Below are 15,205 nucleotides of genomic sequence, written 5' to 3'. Positions count from 1 at the left end.
CGCGAGGTAGTACCCGGTGGTCACCGGGTACTACCTCGCGGGTGCGGGTGGGACGGTGCGTGGCGTCCCGTCAGCCGTCGAGGCCGCGCCGCGCGAGCAGCGGGGCGATGTCCGCGTCGCGCCCGCGCAGCTCGCGGAAGGACGCGAGCGGGTCCTGCGAGCCGCCGCGCGCGAGGAGCACGCGCCGGAACCGCTCGCCGTTCTCGCGCGTCAGCCCGCCGTTCTCGCGGTACCACTCGACCGTGTCGGCGTCGAGCACCTCGGACCAGATGTACGAGTAGTAGCCCGCCGAGTACCCGCCGCCGAACACGTGGTTGTAGTACGTCGTGCGGTAGCGCGGCGGGACGGGGGCGAACGCCACGCCCGCGGCCTCGAGCGCGGCCGTCTCGAAGGGCACCACCTCGTCGACGCCCGACGGCACGGCGTCCGGCGCGAGCTGGTGCCACGCCTGGTCCAGCAGCGCGGCGGCGAGGTACTCCGTGGTGCCGAAGCCCTCGTTGAACTGGCGCGACGCGAGCATCGTGTCCACCCACTCCGACGGCATGGGCTCGCCCGTCTCGTGGTGCACGGCGTAGGCGCGCAGGATCTCGGGCTCCCAGGCCCACATCTCGTTGACCTGCGAGGGGTACTCGACGAAGTCGCGCGGCACGTCGGTGCCCGACTGCGACGGGAACCGCACGTCGGAGAAGAGCCCGTGCAGCGCGTGCCCGAACTCGTGGAACAGCGTGATGACCTCGTCCCACACGAGCAGCGTCGGCTGGCCGGCCGGCGGCTTGACGATGTTGAGGTTGTTCACCACGACCGGCTTCTGGTCGAGCAGGTGGTTCTGGTCGACCAGGTTGTTCATCCACGCGCCGCCGCGCTTGGACTCGCGGGTGTACCAGTCCGCGAGGAACAGCCCCATGCCCTCGCCCGGCCCGCCCGGGGTCTCGGCGTCGAAGACCTCGAACACGCGGACGTCCGGGTGGTACCCGGCGAGGTCGGTGCGCTCGGTGAACGAGATGCCGAAGAGCCGGGTCGCGGCGCGGAAGACGCCGTCGTGCACGACCTTCTCGAGCTCGAGGTACGGGCGCAGGAGCGCGTCGTCGAGCGCGTAGCGGTCCTTGCGCACGCGCTCGGCGTAGAACGACCAGTCGGACGCACGGAGGCTCGCGCCGGCGTGGTCCGCGTGCAGGGCCGCCTCCAGGTCCGCGGCCTCGCGGCGGGCGTTCGCGACCGCGGCCGGCGCGAGCCGGGACAGCATCGCGTTCACGGCGTCGGTCGTCTTCGCCGTCGCGTCCTCGGCGACGTACGCCGCGTGGTGCTCGTAGCCGAGGAGGCGCGCGCGCTCGGCGCGCAGGCGCACGGTCTCCAGGACGATCTCGCGCGTGTCGTGGTCGTCGCCCGTCGCGCCGCGGGCCTCCGACGCCCGCTGCACGCGCTCGCGCACGTCGCGGTCCGCGAGGGACGCGAGGACTCCCTGCTGGGTCGGGAGCTGCATCTCGAGGAGCCACGCGCCCTCGTGCCCGCGCGCGGCCGCGGCCTCGGCCGCTCCCGCCACTGCGTCGTCCGCGAGCCCGGCGAGCTCGGCCCGGTCCGTGACGAGCACGCTCGCCGCGTTCGCACCGGCGAGGAGCCTGCGGCCGAACGCGGCCTCGAGGCTCGTCAGGCGGCCGTTGATCTCGCGGAGGCGCTCCTGCTGGGCGTCGTCGAGCTCGACGCCCGAGCGGCGGAAGTCGGTGAGCAGCGTGTGCAGGAGCCACGCGGCGTCGGGATCGAGCGTCGCGTCGCCGGCGTCGACCGCGTCCTGCAGGGCGCGGGCCCGGGCGTACAGCCGCGCGTCCATGTAGATCGCGTCGTGGTGGGCCGCGTACTCCGGGGCGAGCTCCTCCTCGATGTCCTCGAGGCCGGGCGTCGCGTCGGCGCTGAGCTGGTTGTAGAAGGCGTGCGCGACGCGCGAGAGGTCGCGGCCCGAGCGCTCGAGCGCCTCGAGCGTGTTGGCGAGCGTGGGCGCCTCCGGATCGGTGGCGATCGCCTCGACGGCGGTGCGCTGCGCGGCCATCGCGGCCCGCAGCGCGGGCACGTAGTGCTCCTCGCGGACCGCGGCGTAGTCGGGCAGCTCGTACGGCAGGGACGACGGCGCGGCGAACGGGTTGGCGGGGTCGAGGTCGAGGTCGGCGCTCGTGGGCGCCTGCGGCTGGGACGTCATGGGCCCATCCTCGCCCCGCGGCACCGCCCGGGTGAAACGGATCGCCCGGGCGGGCCGCCGGGCCTCACGAGGTCGTCGCGAGGCGCGGGACGTCTGCGGGCCACGGCTCGGCCGGCTCGCGCGGGTCCTCGGGGAGGAGCGTCGCGACCCAGGCGTCCCGGCGCACGCCGCGCTGCAGCGAGTGGCCCCGCACGGTGCCCTCGACCCGGAACCCGAGGCGCCACGCGAGGCGCCGCGACGGCCAGTTCCCGACGTACGCCTCCCACGACAGGCGGGCGAGGCCGAGGCCCTCGGGGTCGAACGCCCAGTCGACGACGAGACGGCCGGCCGCCGTGGCGAGTCCGCGACCCCTGCCCGCGGGCGACATCCAGTACCCGATCTCGGCCGAGCGCTGGCCGTCCGGGCCGTCGTCGAGGCCCAGGCCGAACATCCCGAGCAGCGGGCCGGACCCCTCCGGTCCGGGCACGCCCGACGGTCCGACCGACTCGCGCACCGCCCACGTGAAGACGTTCCCGCGCTCCCAGCCCGGCGCGACGTAGTCGCGCACGAAACCGAGCGCGTCGTCGCGCGTGTACGGGGACGGGACGACGGTCCAGGCGGCGACGTCGGGGTCCTGGCACGCGGCCGTGATCGCGTCGACGTCGTCGAGGGTCGGGGTGGCGAGGTGGACGACGCCGTCGTCCAGGGCGAAGGGCTGCACCGGGCCACCCTGCCACGGCGCGGTGCCGGGCCTCACGTCCTTTCCACCGGGCTCGGGGCGGTGCGGGCGGTCGGGCTCAGCCCGGCAGCGCCTCGCCGGGGGGCGACCACTCGAGCGCGTGCGCCGCCGCGACCGCCTCGTTGAGCAGCACGCCGTGGTGGGTCGACGCCCCGGTCCTCAGGAGCGGGTCGTCGCGGACCGCGTCGAGACCGCCGTCCGCGAGGGTCGCGACGTACGGGAGCGTCGCGCTCGTCAGCGCCTGCGTGCTCGTGACGGGCACGGCGCCGGGCATGTTGGCGACGCAGTAGAACGTCGTGCCGTGGACCGCGAACGTCGGGTCGTCGTGCGTCGTGGGCCGCGACCCCTCGAAGCACCCGCCCTGGTCGACCGCGACGTCGACGAGCACCGCCCCCGGGCGCATCCGGGCCACGAGGTCGTCGCTCACGAGGCGCGGCGCCCGCGCCCCCGTGACGAGCACCGCCCCGATCACGAGGTCGGCCTCGAGCACGGCCCGCTCGACGGCGTACAGGCTGGACGCGACGGTGCGCACGTGGCCGCTGAACTCCCGGTCCAGCGCGCGCAGGACCGGCAGCGACACGTCGAGGACGGTCACCTCGGCCCGCATCCCGACCGCGACCTGGGCCGCGTTGCGCCCCGCCGTCCCGCCGCCCAGGACGACGACCCGCGCCGGCGGCGTCCCCGGCACGCCGCCGAGCAGCACACCGCGCCCGCCGGCCGGGCGCTGCAGGAGCCAGGCACCCACCTGGGTCGCCATGCGCCCCGCCACCTCGCTCATCGGCGCGAGCAGGGGCAGGCTCCCGTCCGGTCCCCGCGCGGTCTCGTAGGCCACCGACGTCGTGCCGGCGGCGAGCAGGGCGTGCGTCCCCGCGGCGTCCGCGGCGAGGTGCAGGTAGGCGAACAGGAGCAGGTCCTCGCGCAGGAGGGCGTACTCGCTCGCGACCGGCTCCTTGACCTTGCACACGAGCTCGGCCTCGCCCCACACCTCCTCGGCCGTCGCGACGACGCGCGCGCCGGCGCGCTCGTACTCGTCGTCGGGCAGGTGGGAGCCGGTGCCGGCCCCGGACTGGACGAGCACCTCGTGCCCGGCCCGCACGAGGTGGTGGGCGCCGCCGGGGGTGAGCGCGACGCGGTCCTCGTGGTTCTTGACCTCGGTGGGTATCCCGATCCTCATGGACCAGTGTCGTCGCGGTCCGCGCCTTCGCGCACGACGGCGACGAGCAGGTGCCCGGGGCGTCGACCGTCCCGGCCGGCGGTCCCGTCCGCTACGGTCGGGCCATGCCCACGTGGACGGACCCCGGCGCGGTGGAGTTCGACGCCGTCCTCACCGACTCGGGCACGGCGACGGGGGTGTTCGTCGAGGTGCCGGTGGACACCGCCGAGCTGTTCGGCACGCGGGGCCGGGTCCCGGTGCGCGTCGAGGTCGACGACGTCGCCTACCACGCGTCGCTGGTCGCGTACGGCGGCCCCCACCTGCTCGCCGTCCTCCGGGCAGTCCGGGCCCGCCTCGGCAAGGGCGTGGGCGACCGCGTCCACGTGAGCCTCCGGCTCGAGTGCGGCGTCTCCACCGTCCCCCGCTGACCGGGGCAGCGGCGGCGCTCGCGCGCCGGTCAGCCCTCGTCGCGGGGGTGCAGCAGGGCCGACGGACCGTCCGAGAGCGCGATCTCCTTGGCCGTGGGGATCTCGTCCTCCATCGGCGGGTCCTTGTGCCGCAGCTTCGAGAACACCGCCCAGGCGACGGCCACGAGCGGCACGGACACCACGGCCCCGAGGATGCCGGCCAGCAGGGTCCCGCCCGTGACGGCGAGCGCGACGACCACCGGGTGCAGCGACACCTGGGCGCCCATGATGAGCGGCTGCAGGATGTGCCCCTCGAACTGCCCGATGAGCGCGATCCCGACCGTCACGATCAGCGCCGTGACGAAGCCGTCCGCCGCGAGCGCGACCACCGCGGCGATGATCATCGCGAGCGGCGCCCCGATGATGGGGATGAACGCTCCGATGAACACCAGCACCGCGAGCGGCGCGGCGAGCGGGACGCCGAGGATCGCGAGGAGGATGAAGGCGAGGACGCCGTCGGCGAGCGCGATGAGGACGGTCCCGCGCGCGTAGCCGGAGAACGTGTACCAGCCCGCTCCCCCCGCGATCTTCCAGCTGTCGCGCGAGCGCGCCGGGAGCTGGTTGAGGAACCACGTCCACAGGTCCTTGCCGCGCGCGAGGAAGAACACCGTGCAGAAGATGGCGAGCGCGATCGCGGCGAACGCCTCGAACACCGAGCCGGCGCTCGCGGCCGCCTGGCTGGCGATGTCGCCGCCGTGCTCGGCGAGCCACTGCCGTCCGTTCTCGATCCACTCGTTGACGTCGTCGCCCGTGATCGAGACCGGGAGCGGACCGTTCTCCAGGAAGTCGAGGATCTGGTCGATGCCGTCGCTGAACTCGCCCGCGAGCTCCTCCCACTGCCCCGCCACCGACGTGATGATGTACGTCAGCAGACCCGCGAAGAAGAGCAGCGCGGAGAGGATCGCGAGTGCGGTCGCGAGCCCGCGCGGCATGACCCGCGCGTAGAAGTCGGTCACCGGCCGCAGCACGGACGTGATGACGAGGGCCAGGAACACCGCGACGAACACGAGCTGGACCTGCGCCGTGGCGTAGAAGATCAGGGCGACCGCGGCCACGACCATGAGCAGCCGCCAGGACCAGCCGGCCGTCGTGCGCAGCCACGAGGGCACCGTGTCGTCGTACCCGACCACGGACGGGTTCCGGCGCGCCCCCGCGACCTTGCGCGCCTCGCGCGAGGCCCCGGCGAGGTGCTTGACCGACGCCGCCGAGCGATCGGACCCGGCGCCGGGGCGCGGGGTGGGAGTGGGCCCGCTCGCGGGCCGCTGCTCGTCCGTCACGCCCGGCACCGTCCGCTCGTCGCCCTCATGCGCCCAGTGTGCCCCAGGTCGTCCCCTCTCGCCGGGCACGGCGCACGGGTTCCGAGCAGGCGATCTGCACGCCTGCGCGACGTCGCTGCGGCTCCTCGACGCACGCCGCCGGACGGCCGGACGCGATGCAGGATCCCCCCGCGAACCGTGCTATGTTTTTCCCCGCACCGGAACGGCGGGAACGCCGGGAAGGTCCACTCGTCCGGGTGGCGGAATGGCAGACGCGCTAGCTTGAGGTGCTAGTGCCCTTTATCGGGCGTGGGGGTTCAAGTCCCCCTCCGGACACTCGTTGAGACAGCGACGGCGGAGCGGGTCCAGGGAAACCTGGGCCCGCTCCGTCGTTCTGCCGTCCGTCGACCTCAACCCGCCCGTCGACGTCACCCCGCGCTCTGCGGCGGCGTCCCGTCGCCGGGGGCCCGGTTCCAGGCCCGGAGCTTGTCCGGGCTGAGGACCGCCCAGGCATGGGTGACCCGCCCCGCGCGCACGGCCACGCTCAGGACCCCGGTGACCACGTCGTCGTGCCGCACGACGAGGGCTCCCGCGCCGTTCACCGACTGCACCGCGACCCGCACGCCCGGCCCCGCGGCGAGGATCCGGACCAGGTGCTGCGCGGCGTCGTCGGACCCCTCGACCGCGCCGAGCCCGTCCCCGTACGCGCTCCCCACGGCGTCGACGAGCAGGACGACCGCCGGGGCGAGCAGGGCGCGCACCCTCGCCACGTCGCCGTCCAGCACCGCACGCCGGAGCGCGGAGAGCACCCGGTCGTGCGCGAGCGCCCGGCCGACGCTGCGTCCTCGCCTGGTCATCCCGTGCCTACGACGTCAGCGGGGCGAGCTTCTTCGGGTTCATCATCCACAGCACCCGGTCGATGCCGTCGACGGCGGCGCGGACGGTGAGCACGGCGAAGACCGTGCCGTCGCGCGAGAGCAGGGCCGCCGCGCCACCGTTGACGTCAGCAGGCTCCACGTCGACCCCGACCCAGAAGTGGCTCGCGAACGCGTGCACGTACTTCGCGACGCGCTCGCGCCCCACCACGGGGAACTTCGACGCGCGCACGACGCCACCGCCGTCGGAGTAGGAGACCACGTCCTCGGCGAAGAGTCGCTCGAGCACCGCGACGTCGCCGACCTTGGCCGCGGCGACGAACGCCGTGAGCAGGGTGCGCTGCGCCTGGGGTGCGACCGGGGCGCGGCGCTCCTCGCCGAGGTGGCGACGGGCCCGGCTGACGAGCTGGCGCACGCTGGCCTGCGAGTGGCCGATCACCTCAGCGATCCGCGCATAGGGGTAGTCGAACGCCTCCCGCAGCACGTAGGCGGCGCGCTCCGTGGGCGTGAGCCGTTCCAGCAGCATGAGGATCGCCACCTCGAGGACCTCGCCGCGCTCGGCGCCGAGGGTCGGGTCCGCGCTCGTGTCCACCGGCTCGGGCAGCCAGGGCCCGACGTACGTCTCCCGGCGGACGCGCGCGGACTGCGCGACGTTGATCGCCAGCCGCGTGGTGGTCGTCGTGAGGAACGCCGCGGGGTTGCGCACCGCGGAGCGGTCGCACGTCTGCCAGCGCACCCAGGCGTCCTGCAGCACGTCGTCGGCCTCGGCCGCGCTGCCCAGGATCCGGTAGGCGATCCCGAACAGCTGTCGCCGCACCGCGCTGAACTGCCTCTCGGCCGCCGCGAGGTCCCCGGGCACCTCCGCCGTGCCTTCCGTGCCTTCCGTACCGCCCGTGTCGTCCGCCACCACGCGCCTCCGTCTCGACGTCCTCACCCCGGAGCGGGCGCTCCGAACCGTCCCTCGCGATCTCGACCGCGCAGGGCACGTCGTCGTGACAGCCTCCACCCTCGGGGTGGGGCGCGACGCGGCCGGCCTCGTGCCTCGGGGCCGCCGTGCGTCGGCTCAGTGCGCGCCGACCGCCCGCGCCCGCTCGACGGCCTCCTCGACGCTTCCCGTCCACGGGTCGCCGTGGCCCGGCAGGAGCGTCGTCGCCCCGGTCTCGACCAGCCGGTCGAGGGACGCGAGCGCCTGGGCGCTGTCGGCCGTCGCCGCGCCCGCGATGATCTGCGGTCCGCGGACCCCGGTGTAGGGGTCGAGCGTGACCAGGGCGTCGCCCGTGAGCAGGACGTCGCGCTCGGGCAGGTGCAGCGCGCAGTGCCCGGCCGTGTGCCCGGGGCTGAAGACGACCCGGGGCGAGCCCGGCACCGGGAGCGTCGCCCCGGGCTCCGCGTGCCGCAGACCCCGCACGCCGGGCACCCGCAGCGCGCCCGCCGCCGTCATGGACGCGAGGATGCGCAGCGCCGCCGGGTGGCGCAGCGGGTAGAGCGCGCGGACGTTCTCGTGCGCGTACCGGTACGGGTGGGCGGCGATGTGGGCGTCGTCGTCGTGGAGCCAGATCGGGACGCCGAGCCGCGCCTGGGCTCGCGCGGCCGAGCCGGTGTGGTCGAAGTGGGCGTGCGTGAGCACGACGGCCGCGACGTCGGCGGGGCGATGGCCCAGGTCGCGCAGCGCACGCCCGAGCAGGTCCCACGTCGCCGGGAGCCCGGTGTCCACGACGAGGACCCGGCCGTCGTCGTCGGCGACGAGGTAGACGTTGACGTAGGCGTGCTCGAGACGGTGCACGCGGTCGGCGACCTCGGTCAGCACGGCAGCTCCCTCCTCCGGCGGCAGTCCGGCCACGGTAGGCAGGGTCCCGCGCGCTCGCGCGCTGCGACCGTGACCGGGCCGGGCCGGGTCACGCCCGCGTCAGGCGCACCTCGGCGCGCAGGCCCCCGAGCGGCGACGCCGACAGCACCACGTCGTCGCCGTGCTCGCGCGCGGTCTCGCGGGCGATCGCCAGGCCGAGGCCCGTGCCGCCCGCGTCCCGCTCGCGCGCCTCGTCGAGCCGGGTGAAGCGTTCGAAGACGCGCTCGCGGTCGGCCACGTCGATGCCGGGGCCGTCGTCCTCGACGACGAGGCTGCCCGGTCCGGCCGTCACGCGGACGGACGACGCGGCGTGCCGGAGCGCGTTGTCGACGAGGTTGCGCAGGATCCGGGCGAGAGCGGACCGGTCGCCCCGCGCCGTGGCCGTGCCGTCGACGACGACCGTCACGACGACCGGGGGACGTCCCTGCTCCCCCGGCTGCTGCCTCTCCTCCGACACCGCGACCACCTCGCGCGCCAGCGCACCGAGGTCGACGTCCTGGTCGACGAGCGGCAGGGCACCGAGCCTCGCGAGGACGAGGAGGTCGTCGACGAGCGCCTGCAGACGACGCACCTCGTCCTCGAGCTCGACCGCGAGCTCGTTCCCGGGGTAGGCCGCCGGGTGCAGGCGCGCGACCTCGATGCTCGCGCGCAGCGCCGCCACGGGCGAGCGCAGCTCGTGCGCGGCGTCCGCGACGAACGACCGCTGTCGTGCGGCGGCGGCCTGCAGGCTGTCGAGCATCGCGTTCAGCGTGCGGGCGAGCGCCCCCAGCTCGTCGTCGGCGCGCGGCACCGGGAGCGCCCCCGGCCCTCCCGACCGGGCGATGGCGTCGGCACCCCTGCGCAGCTCCTCCACGGGGGACAGCGCCCGCCCCAGGACCGTCCAGACGACCGCCGCCGCCACGAGCGTGAGCAGCGGCACGACCACGGCGAGCGAGACGCGCAGCGCGCGCACCACCCCCTCGACCTCCTGCAGCGGCATGCTCGCCACGGCGGTGGCCCCGTCGGTCCCCGCTGCGGGCGCCACCGCGACCCGCGCCGCGGCGTCGTAGGCGCTGCGGTCCGTGCCGGCGACGCGCACGTCGTCCGCCGCGACGGCCTCGGCCCGCAGCGCCGAGACCTCGTCGGCCGGCAGGACCGGCAGGGTCCGGCTCGCCGACGCCGAGGACGCCAGGACGTCGCCCGCCGGCCCGAGGAGCTGCACGACCTCCCCCGGCTCGGAGACGGGCAGGACGTCCGGCACCTGGTCGCTCGTCGCGAGCCGGGCGACGAGGAGCGCACGGTCTCGCGCGATGTCGTCCAGCGCGGCGACGCGGCCCCCCGACACCACCGAGGACAGGGCGAGGGCGCCGACCGCGAGCGCCGCCGCGACGACCACGGACGCCAGCGCGGTGAGCCGGGCGCGCAACGACCAGGTCCGCACGGGCGTCACCGGTCCTCGGGACCGGTCACGGCGCGACGGGACGGGGTGGCGCGGGCGCCGCGGACGTCGCGGGCACCACGAGTCGGTACCCGGCGCCGCGCACGGTCTCGATGACCGCCTGGCCGAACTTGCGTCGCAGGTAGCCGACGTACACTTCGACGACGTTGAGGCCGTCGCCCGCCGCGTCCCACACGTGGTCCCGCAGCTCGCCCTTGCTCAGGACCTGTCCCGGCCGGCGCATGAAGTACTCGAGCAGCGCGAACTCGCGCGCCGTGGTCACGACCTCGTAGCCGCGCTGGGTCACGACGCGCGTCGCCGGGTCGAGGGTGAGCTCGCCGACCGTGAGGACCGTCGGTCGCGGCTGCGGTCCGCGTCGCACGAGGGCCCGCACCCGTGCGACGAGCTCGACGAACGAGAACGGCTTCGTGAGGTAGTCGTCGGCGCCGAGGTCGAGGCCGTCGGCGATGTCGTACTCGCCGTCCTTGGCGCTGAGGATCAGCACCGGCGTCCAGACCCGGAGCTCGCGGAGCCGGGCGACCACGTCGTACCCGTTGAGCCCCGGCAGCATGATGTCGACGAGGACCGCGTCGAACTCGCCCGACGCGGCGAGCTCGAGACCACGCCGCCCGTCGAGCGCGACGTCGACGGCGAACCCCTCGGCGAGGAGGCCGCGGCGCAGCGCGCGGGCGACGCCCCGCTCGTCCTCGACCACCAGCACCCGCACGCCGACAGCATCCCACCGACCCGGCGGCGGGCGCGCGGCGGGCGCGCCGTTCTCAGCGTGGCCACAGGTGCGGTGTGCGACGGTGACGTCATGGCTGCCGAACCCGTCTCCTCGTCCCCTCGCGAGCCTGCCCGCGGGCCGTCGCGCCGCGCCCGCTGGGCGGTGCCCGTCGTGGTCGCCGCCGTCGTCGGCGGCGCGTTCGCGGCGCCTGCGCTCATGGCGTCCGCCGACTCCGACCTGCCCGAGCTCACGCCCGCCGAGCTGCTGGCCCGGGTCGCGGAGGCCGACAGCGTCCCGCTGTCGGGGACCGTGGTCCACACCGCGCGCCTCGGGCTGCCCGAGCTACCGCTCGAGGAGATGCAGGGCGCGAGCCCGCTCGACCTCCTGGGCGGCAGCTCGACCGTCCGGCTGTGGTCCGACGGCGAGGACCGCTCGCGCGCCGCGCTGCTCGGCGACCTGTCCGAGTACTCCGTCGTCCGGGACGGGGCCGAGGCCTGGACGTACTCGAGCCGTGACGACGAGGTCGTCCACTACACGGTCGCGCCCGAGGACCTCGCGGCGTACGAGGAGCTCGACGAGGCAGCGCGCGCCGGCACCGCTCCGGACGTGGCGGGCGACCTGCCGACGCCCGCCGAGGCGGCCGACGCGATCGTCGCCTACGCCGGGCTCTCCACGGACGTGACGGTCGGCTCGGCCACCGAGGTCGCGGGCCGCGACGCCTACCAGCTCGGCCTCGTGCCGCGCACCGACGGCACGCTCGTGGAGCGGGTCCTCGTCGCGGTCGACGCCGAGACGTCCACGCCGCTGCGGGTCCAGGTCTGGAGCACGCAGGACACGCAGACGCCGGCGCTCGAGATCGGCTTCACCGACATCTCCTTCGCGACGCCGGACGACGCCGTCTTCGACTTCGCCGCTCCCGCGGGCGCTTCCACGAGCGAGGTCGAGGTCCCGCTGCCTGACCCGGCCGACCACCCGTCGTCGGGCCCCGAGGCGCTGACCGCGGCACCCGAGGGCGTCGCGGTGAGCGGCACCGGCTGGGAGACGGTCGTGTCGATCGATGGCGTCGACGTCCCCGGCCTGCTCGCCGGAGACCCGGCGTCGGCGGCCGCGCTGCCGGGGGCCGAGCGCAGCTTCGGCTCCGCCGGCGCCCAGGACCTCTACGGCGAGCTCGTCGGGGAGGACGGGACGGCGCCCGGGCTGCCGGAGATCGACGCCGCCGCGCTCTACGAGCAGCTGACCGAGGAGGTCCCGGAGGGCAGGCTGCTCTCGTCGGCCCTGCTGTCGGTGCTCGTGACCGACGACGGTCGCGTCCTCGTCGGGGCCGTGCCCGCCGAGGTGCTGCGCGACCTCGCATGACGCGTCCGACGAGCATGTCGAGCATGTCGAGCACCGCCACCGCGGCGCAGCTCGCCGTGAGCACCCGCGGTCTGACCAAGCGCTTCCGCTCGGGTCAGGTCGCGGTGGACGCGGTCGACCTCGCGGTGCCGCGCGGCGCCGTCTACGGCTTCCTCGGGCCCAACGGCTCGGGCAAGACGACAACGCTGCGCATGGTGCTGGGGCTGGTCGCCCCGACCTCCGGCACGGCCACGCTCCTCGGCGAGCCGATGCCCGGGGCCGGGGCACACGTCCTGCCCCGGGTCGGCGCGCTCGTCGAGGGCCCGGGGTTCCACCCCTACCTGTCCGGTCGCGCGAACCTCGACCGGCTCGACGCCGTCGACGCGACCGCCGACCCCCGGACACGCGACCGCCGGGCCGGCGCGGCCCTCGACCGGGTGGGGCTCACGGCGGCGGCACGCAAGCCGTTCCGGCAGTACTCGCTCGGGATGAAGCAGCGCCTCGGCCTGGCCGCGGCGCTGCTGCGGCCGCGCGAGCTGCTGGTCCTGGACGAGCCGACGAACGGTCTGGACCCCCAGGGCACGCGCGAGGTGCGACACCTCCTGCGCGAGCTCGCGGACGCGGGCACGACGGTCCTGGTGTCGTCGCACCTCCTCGGCGAGGTCGAGCAGGTGTGCACGCACGTGGGCGTCATGAGCCGGGGGCGGCTCCTCGTCCAGGGACCGCCCCAGGAGCTCGCCGCGGACGCCGAGACGACCGTGGTCGTCAGCACCACCCGCGCGGGCGTCGACGGCGCGACCCGGCTCCTCGCGGACCTCGGCCTGGTCGACGTGCAGGTCGAGGGCACGGCGCTCACGGCCCGCCTCGGCATGGTCGCGCCGGAGAAGATCTCGGCCGCCATGGTCGGCGCCGGGCTGGACCTCGTCGGGCTCGAGGTCCGACGACCGAGCCTCGAGAACCTGTTCGTCGAGCTGACCGGGGAGGGATTCGATGTCGCTCGCTGACGTGACGACCGCTGCGGAACGGTCGACGCCGCCCGCCCGCGCCCGCGGCTCCTTCGCCCGGCTGCTCACCAGCGAGCTCCGCCTGGTCCTGGGCCGGCGCCGCAACCTCGTCCTGCTGGTCGGCCTCGCCCTCGTGCCCGTGCTGATCGGCACCGTGGTGTTCGTGACCCAGGACACCGCGGTCGGTGCCGGCGGACCGCCGTTCCTCGACCGGGTGACCGGCAACGGCCTGTTCCTCGTGCTCACCGCGCTCGTCGCGTGCCTGCCCCTGCTGCTGCCGCTGGTGGTGGGGATCGTCGCGGGCGACGCGATCGCCGGCGAGGCGCAGGCCGGCACCCTGCGCTACCTCCTGCTCGTCCCCGTGCCGCGCACCCGGCTCCTCGCGGCCAAGGCGCTCGCGGTGCTCGTGTTCGCCGCGTGCACCGTCGTCGCGATCGCGCTGTCCGGGCTCGTCACCGGAGCGGCGTACTTCGGCGTCGGAGAGGTGACCCTGCTGTCGGGAGACACCGTCTCGACCGCCGAGGGCGTGGTGCGGACCGCCGGGATCGTCGCGTACGTCGGGCTGTCGCTCACCGGGCTCGTCGCGGTCGGGCTGTTCTTCTCGACGCTCACGGAGGTCCCGGTCGCGGCGATGGCGGCCACCGTCGTCGTCGCGATCGTGTCCGGCGTCCTCGACGCCCTCCCGCAGCTGTCCGCCGTGCACGGCGCGCTCCTCACCCACCACTGGCTCGACGTCGGCGAGCTGCTGCGCGCCGAGATCGACCTCGGCGTGCTCGGCGAGGGGCTCGCCGTCCAGGCGGCGTGGGTGGCCGTCTTCGGCGCCCTCGCCTGGAGCCGCTTCACGACGGCGGACGTGTCGTCCTGAGGCGACGGCGACGGCGCGCGGCGGCCCGTGGACAGGGCCCGGGTGCGAGCGGGCGCGGCGCCTGCGCACGATGGCGGACGGGCTCGAGCACACGGGTCCTCACCCCTGAGAACCAGGAGGTCGCCATGCGCGCAGTCGTCTACCGCGGGCCGAAGCAGGTCGAGGTCACCGAGGTCCCCGACGCCAGGATCGAGAAGCCGACGGACGCCCTCGTCCGGATCACGACCACGAACATCTGCGGATCCGACCTGCACATGTACGAGGGCCGGACCGCGGTCGAGGAGGGCAAGGTCCTCGGCCACGAGAACATGGGGATCGTCGAGGAGGTGGGCGACGCCGTCGACCGGGTCCGGGTCGGCGACCGGGTCTCGGTCCCCTTCAACATCGCGTGCGGCACCTGCCGGAACTGCATCGCCGGCTGGACGTCGTTCTGCCTGCGCACGAACCCGACGGAGGGCATGGAGGGCGCCGCCTACGGGTACGCGAACATGGGCCCGTACGACGGCGGCCAGGCCGAGGTGCTGCGCGTCCCGTACGCGGACTTCAACCTGCTCGAGCTTCCCGAGGGCACCGACCACGAGAACGACTTCACCATGCTCTCGGACATCTTCCCGACCGGCTGGCACGGCACCGAGCTCGCCGGCGTGTCCCCCGGTGACGACGTCGCGGTCTTCGGCGGCGGGCCCGTCGGCCTCATGGCCGCGCACAGCGCCCTGATCCGCGGGGCCGCGCGCGTGTTCGTCGTCGACAAGGAGCCTGACCGCCTGCGCCTCGCCGAGTCGATCGGCGCCCAGGGCGTCGACTTCTCCCAGGGCGACCCCGTCGAGCAGATCATGGAGGCCACGCTCGGTCGCGGCGTCGACAGCGGCGTCGAGGCCGTCGGCTACCAGGCGCACGACCCGTCCGGCGAGGAGCACCCCGAGCTCGTGCTCGACAACCTCGTGCAGGTCGTCCGCGCGACCGGCGGCATCGGCGTCGTGGGCGTCTACGTGCCCGAGGACCCGGGCGCGCAGGACGAGGGAGCGAAGCAGGGCCGCATCGGATGGGACTACGGGACGTTCTTCACCAAGGGCCAGCACATGGGCACCGGCCAGGCGCCGGTCATGCGGTACAACCGCCAGCTGCGCGACCTCATCGTGGCGGGCCGGGCACGGCCGTCGTTCATCGTGTCGCACGAGCTCGGGCTCGACGAGGCGGCGGACGGCTACGCGCGCTTCGACGCGCGCGAGGACGGCTGGACCAAGGTGCTGCTCAAGCCGGGCGGCTGACGGCCCGCCCGGCGCATCTCCACCCGCACGAGCACGACGGCGACGGTACGACGGACGCGGTCGACGCCGGGAGGTCCCGGCGCCGA

General features: G+C 75.1%; 14 protein-coding genes and 1 tRNA gene. 6 read left to right on the top strand and 9 right to left on the bottom strand.

Features of this window, described 5'->3' with window-relative positions; all coding sequences use genetic code 11:
- Positions 1-70 precede the first annotated feature (70 nt).
- The 3 genes from ACWPWV_RS14795 to ald all read right to left on the bottom strand — a co-directional run bounded on the left by ACWPWV_RS14795 (position 71) and on the right by ald (position 4,080).
- Positions 71-2,188: a M3 family metallopeptidase gene (locus ACWPWV_RS14795; RefSeq protein ID WP_454043714.1), complete on the bottom strand. Its 2,118-nt coding sequence runs from the start codon at positions 2,186-2,188 to the stop codon at positions 71-73.
- 64 nt (positions 2,189-2,252) lie between these two features.
- Complete coding sequence (locus tag ACWPWV_RS14790; protein WP_454043713.1) at positions 2,253-2,888, bottom strand: GNAT family N-acetyltransferase; 636 nt, start codon at positions 2,886-2,888, stop codon at positions 2,253-2,255.
- 76 nt (positions 2,889-2,964) lie between these two features.
- Positions 2,965-4,080, bottom strand: coding sequence for an alanine dehydrogenase (gene ald, locus ACWPWV_RS14785; RefSeq protein WP_454043712.1), 1,116 nt, complete (start codon positions 4,078-4,080; stop codon positions 2,965-2,967).
- Between the two features lie 104 nt (positions 4,081-4,184).
- On the opposite strand from ald, the gene ACWPWV_RS14780 reads away from it, so the two are divergent.
- On the top strand, positions 4,185-4,487 hold the full coding sequence (locus ACWPWV_RS14780) for a DUF1905 domain-containing protein (RefSeq protein WP_454043711.1): 303 nt from the start codon (positions 4,185-4,187) through the stop codon (positions 4,485-4,487).
- Positions 4,488-4,516: 29 nt separating this feature from the next.
- Here the strand turns inward: ACWPWV_RS14780 and ACWPWV_RS14775 are convergent, their stop codons facing one another.
- Complete coding sequence (locus tag ACWPWV_RS14775; RefSeq protein WP_454043710.1) at positions 4,517-5,803, bottom strand: AI-2E family transporter; 1,287 nt, start codon at positions 5,801-5,803, stop codon at positions 4,517-4,519.
- A 230-nt stretch (positions 5,804-6,033) separates the two neighbouring features.
- Here ACWPWV_RS14775 and ACWPWV_RS14770 point away from each other — a divergent pair.
- Positions 6,034-6,118: transfer RNA gene (locus tag ACWPWV_RS14770), tRNA-Leu, on the top strand.
- A gap of 92 nt (positions 6,119-6,210) precedes the next feature.
- Here ACWPWV_RS14770 and ACWPWV_RS14765 read toward each other — a convergent pair.
- The 5 genes from ACWPWV_RS14765 to ACWPWV_RS14745 form a co-directional block, all read right to left on the bottom strand.
- The gene (locus ACWPWV_RS14765; RefSeq protein ID WP_454043709.1) at positions 6,211-6,639 is read right to left on the bottom strand and encodes a hypothetical protein; all 429 of its coding nucleotides are present in this window, start codon (positions 6,637-6,639) and stop codon (positions 6,211-6,213) included.
- A gap of 7 nt (positions 6,640-6,646) precedes the next feature.
- The gene (locus ACWPWV_RS14760; protein WP_454043708.1) at positions 6,647-7,564 is read right to left on the bottom strand and encodes an RNA polymerase sigma-70 factor; all 918 of its coding nucleotides are present in this window, start codon (positions 7,562-7,564) and stop codon (positions 6,647-6,649) included.
- A gap of 156 nt (positions 7,565-7,720) precedes the next feature.
- Positions 7,721-8,464: an MBL fold metallo-hydrolase gene (locus ACWPWV_RS14755; protein WP_454043707.1), complete on the bottom strand. Its 744-nt coding sequence runs from the start codon at positions 8,462-8,464 to the stop codon at positions 7,721-7,723.
- An 88-nt stretch (positions 8,465-8,552) separates the two neighbouring features.
- A complete protein-coding gene (locus tag ACWPWV_RS14750; protein WP_454043706.1) occupies positions 8,553-9,932 on the bottom strand; it encodes an ATP-binding protein in 1,380 nt (459 codons plus the stop codon).
- 16 nt (positions 9,933-9,948) lie between these two features.
- Positions 9,949-10,647, bottom strand: a complete 699-nt coding sequence (locus tag ACWPWV_RS14745) for a response regulator transcription factor (RefSeq protein ID WP_454043705.1) — start codon at positions 10,645-10,647, stop codon at positions 9,949-9,951.
- A 90-nt stretch (positions 10,648-10,737) separates the two neighbouring features.
- Between ACWPWV_RS14745 and ACWPWV_RS14740 the strand changes: the two genes are divergently transcribed.
- The 4 genes from ACWPWV_RS14740 to ACWPWV_RS14725 all read left to right on the top strand — a co-directional run bounded on the left by ACWPWV_RS14740 (position 10,738) and on the right by ACWPWV_RS14725 (position 15,119).
- Positions 10,738-12,003: a LolA family protein gene (locus ACWPWV_RS14740; RefSeq protein WP_454043704.1), complete on the top strand. Its 1,266-nt coding sequence runs from the start codon at positions 10,738-10,740 to the stop codon at positions 12,001-12,003.
- Positions 12,004-12,026: 23 nt separating this feature from the next.
- Positions 12,027-12,986 (top strand): ATP-binding cassette domain-containing protein, encoded by a 960-nt coding sequence (locus ACWPWV_RS14735; RefSeq protein WP_454043703.1) that lies wholly within the window; start codon positions 12,027-12,029, stop codon positions 12,984-12,986.
- Complete coding sequence (locus ACWPWV_RS14730) at positions 12,973-13,851, top strand: ABC transporter permease (RefSeq protein ID WP_454043702.1); 879 nt, start codon at positions 12,973-12,975, stop codon at positions 13,849-13,851. Before ACWPWV_RS14735 ends, ACWPWV_RS14730 begins: the two co-directional genes overlap by 14 nt.
- 125 nt (positions 13,852-13,976) lie before the next feature.
- Positions 13,977-15,119, top strand: coding sequence for a glutathione-independent formaldehyde dehydrogenase (locus tag ACWPWV_RS14725; protein ID WP_454043701.1), 1,143 nt, complete (start codon positions 13,977-13,979; stop codon positions 15,117-15,119).
- Positions 15,120-15,205 lie beyond the last annotated feature (86 nt).

The sequence above is a fragment of the Cellulosimicrobium sp. Marseille-Q8652 genome (assembly GCF_965112045.1).
Note: the sequence above shows the minus strand (reverse complement) of the source record. Positions and strands in the feature narration are given on the sequence as shown.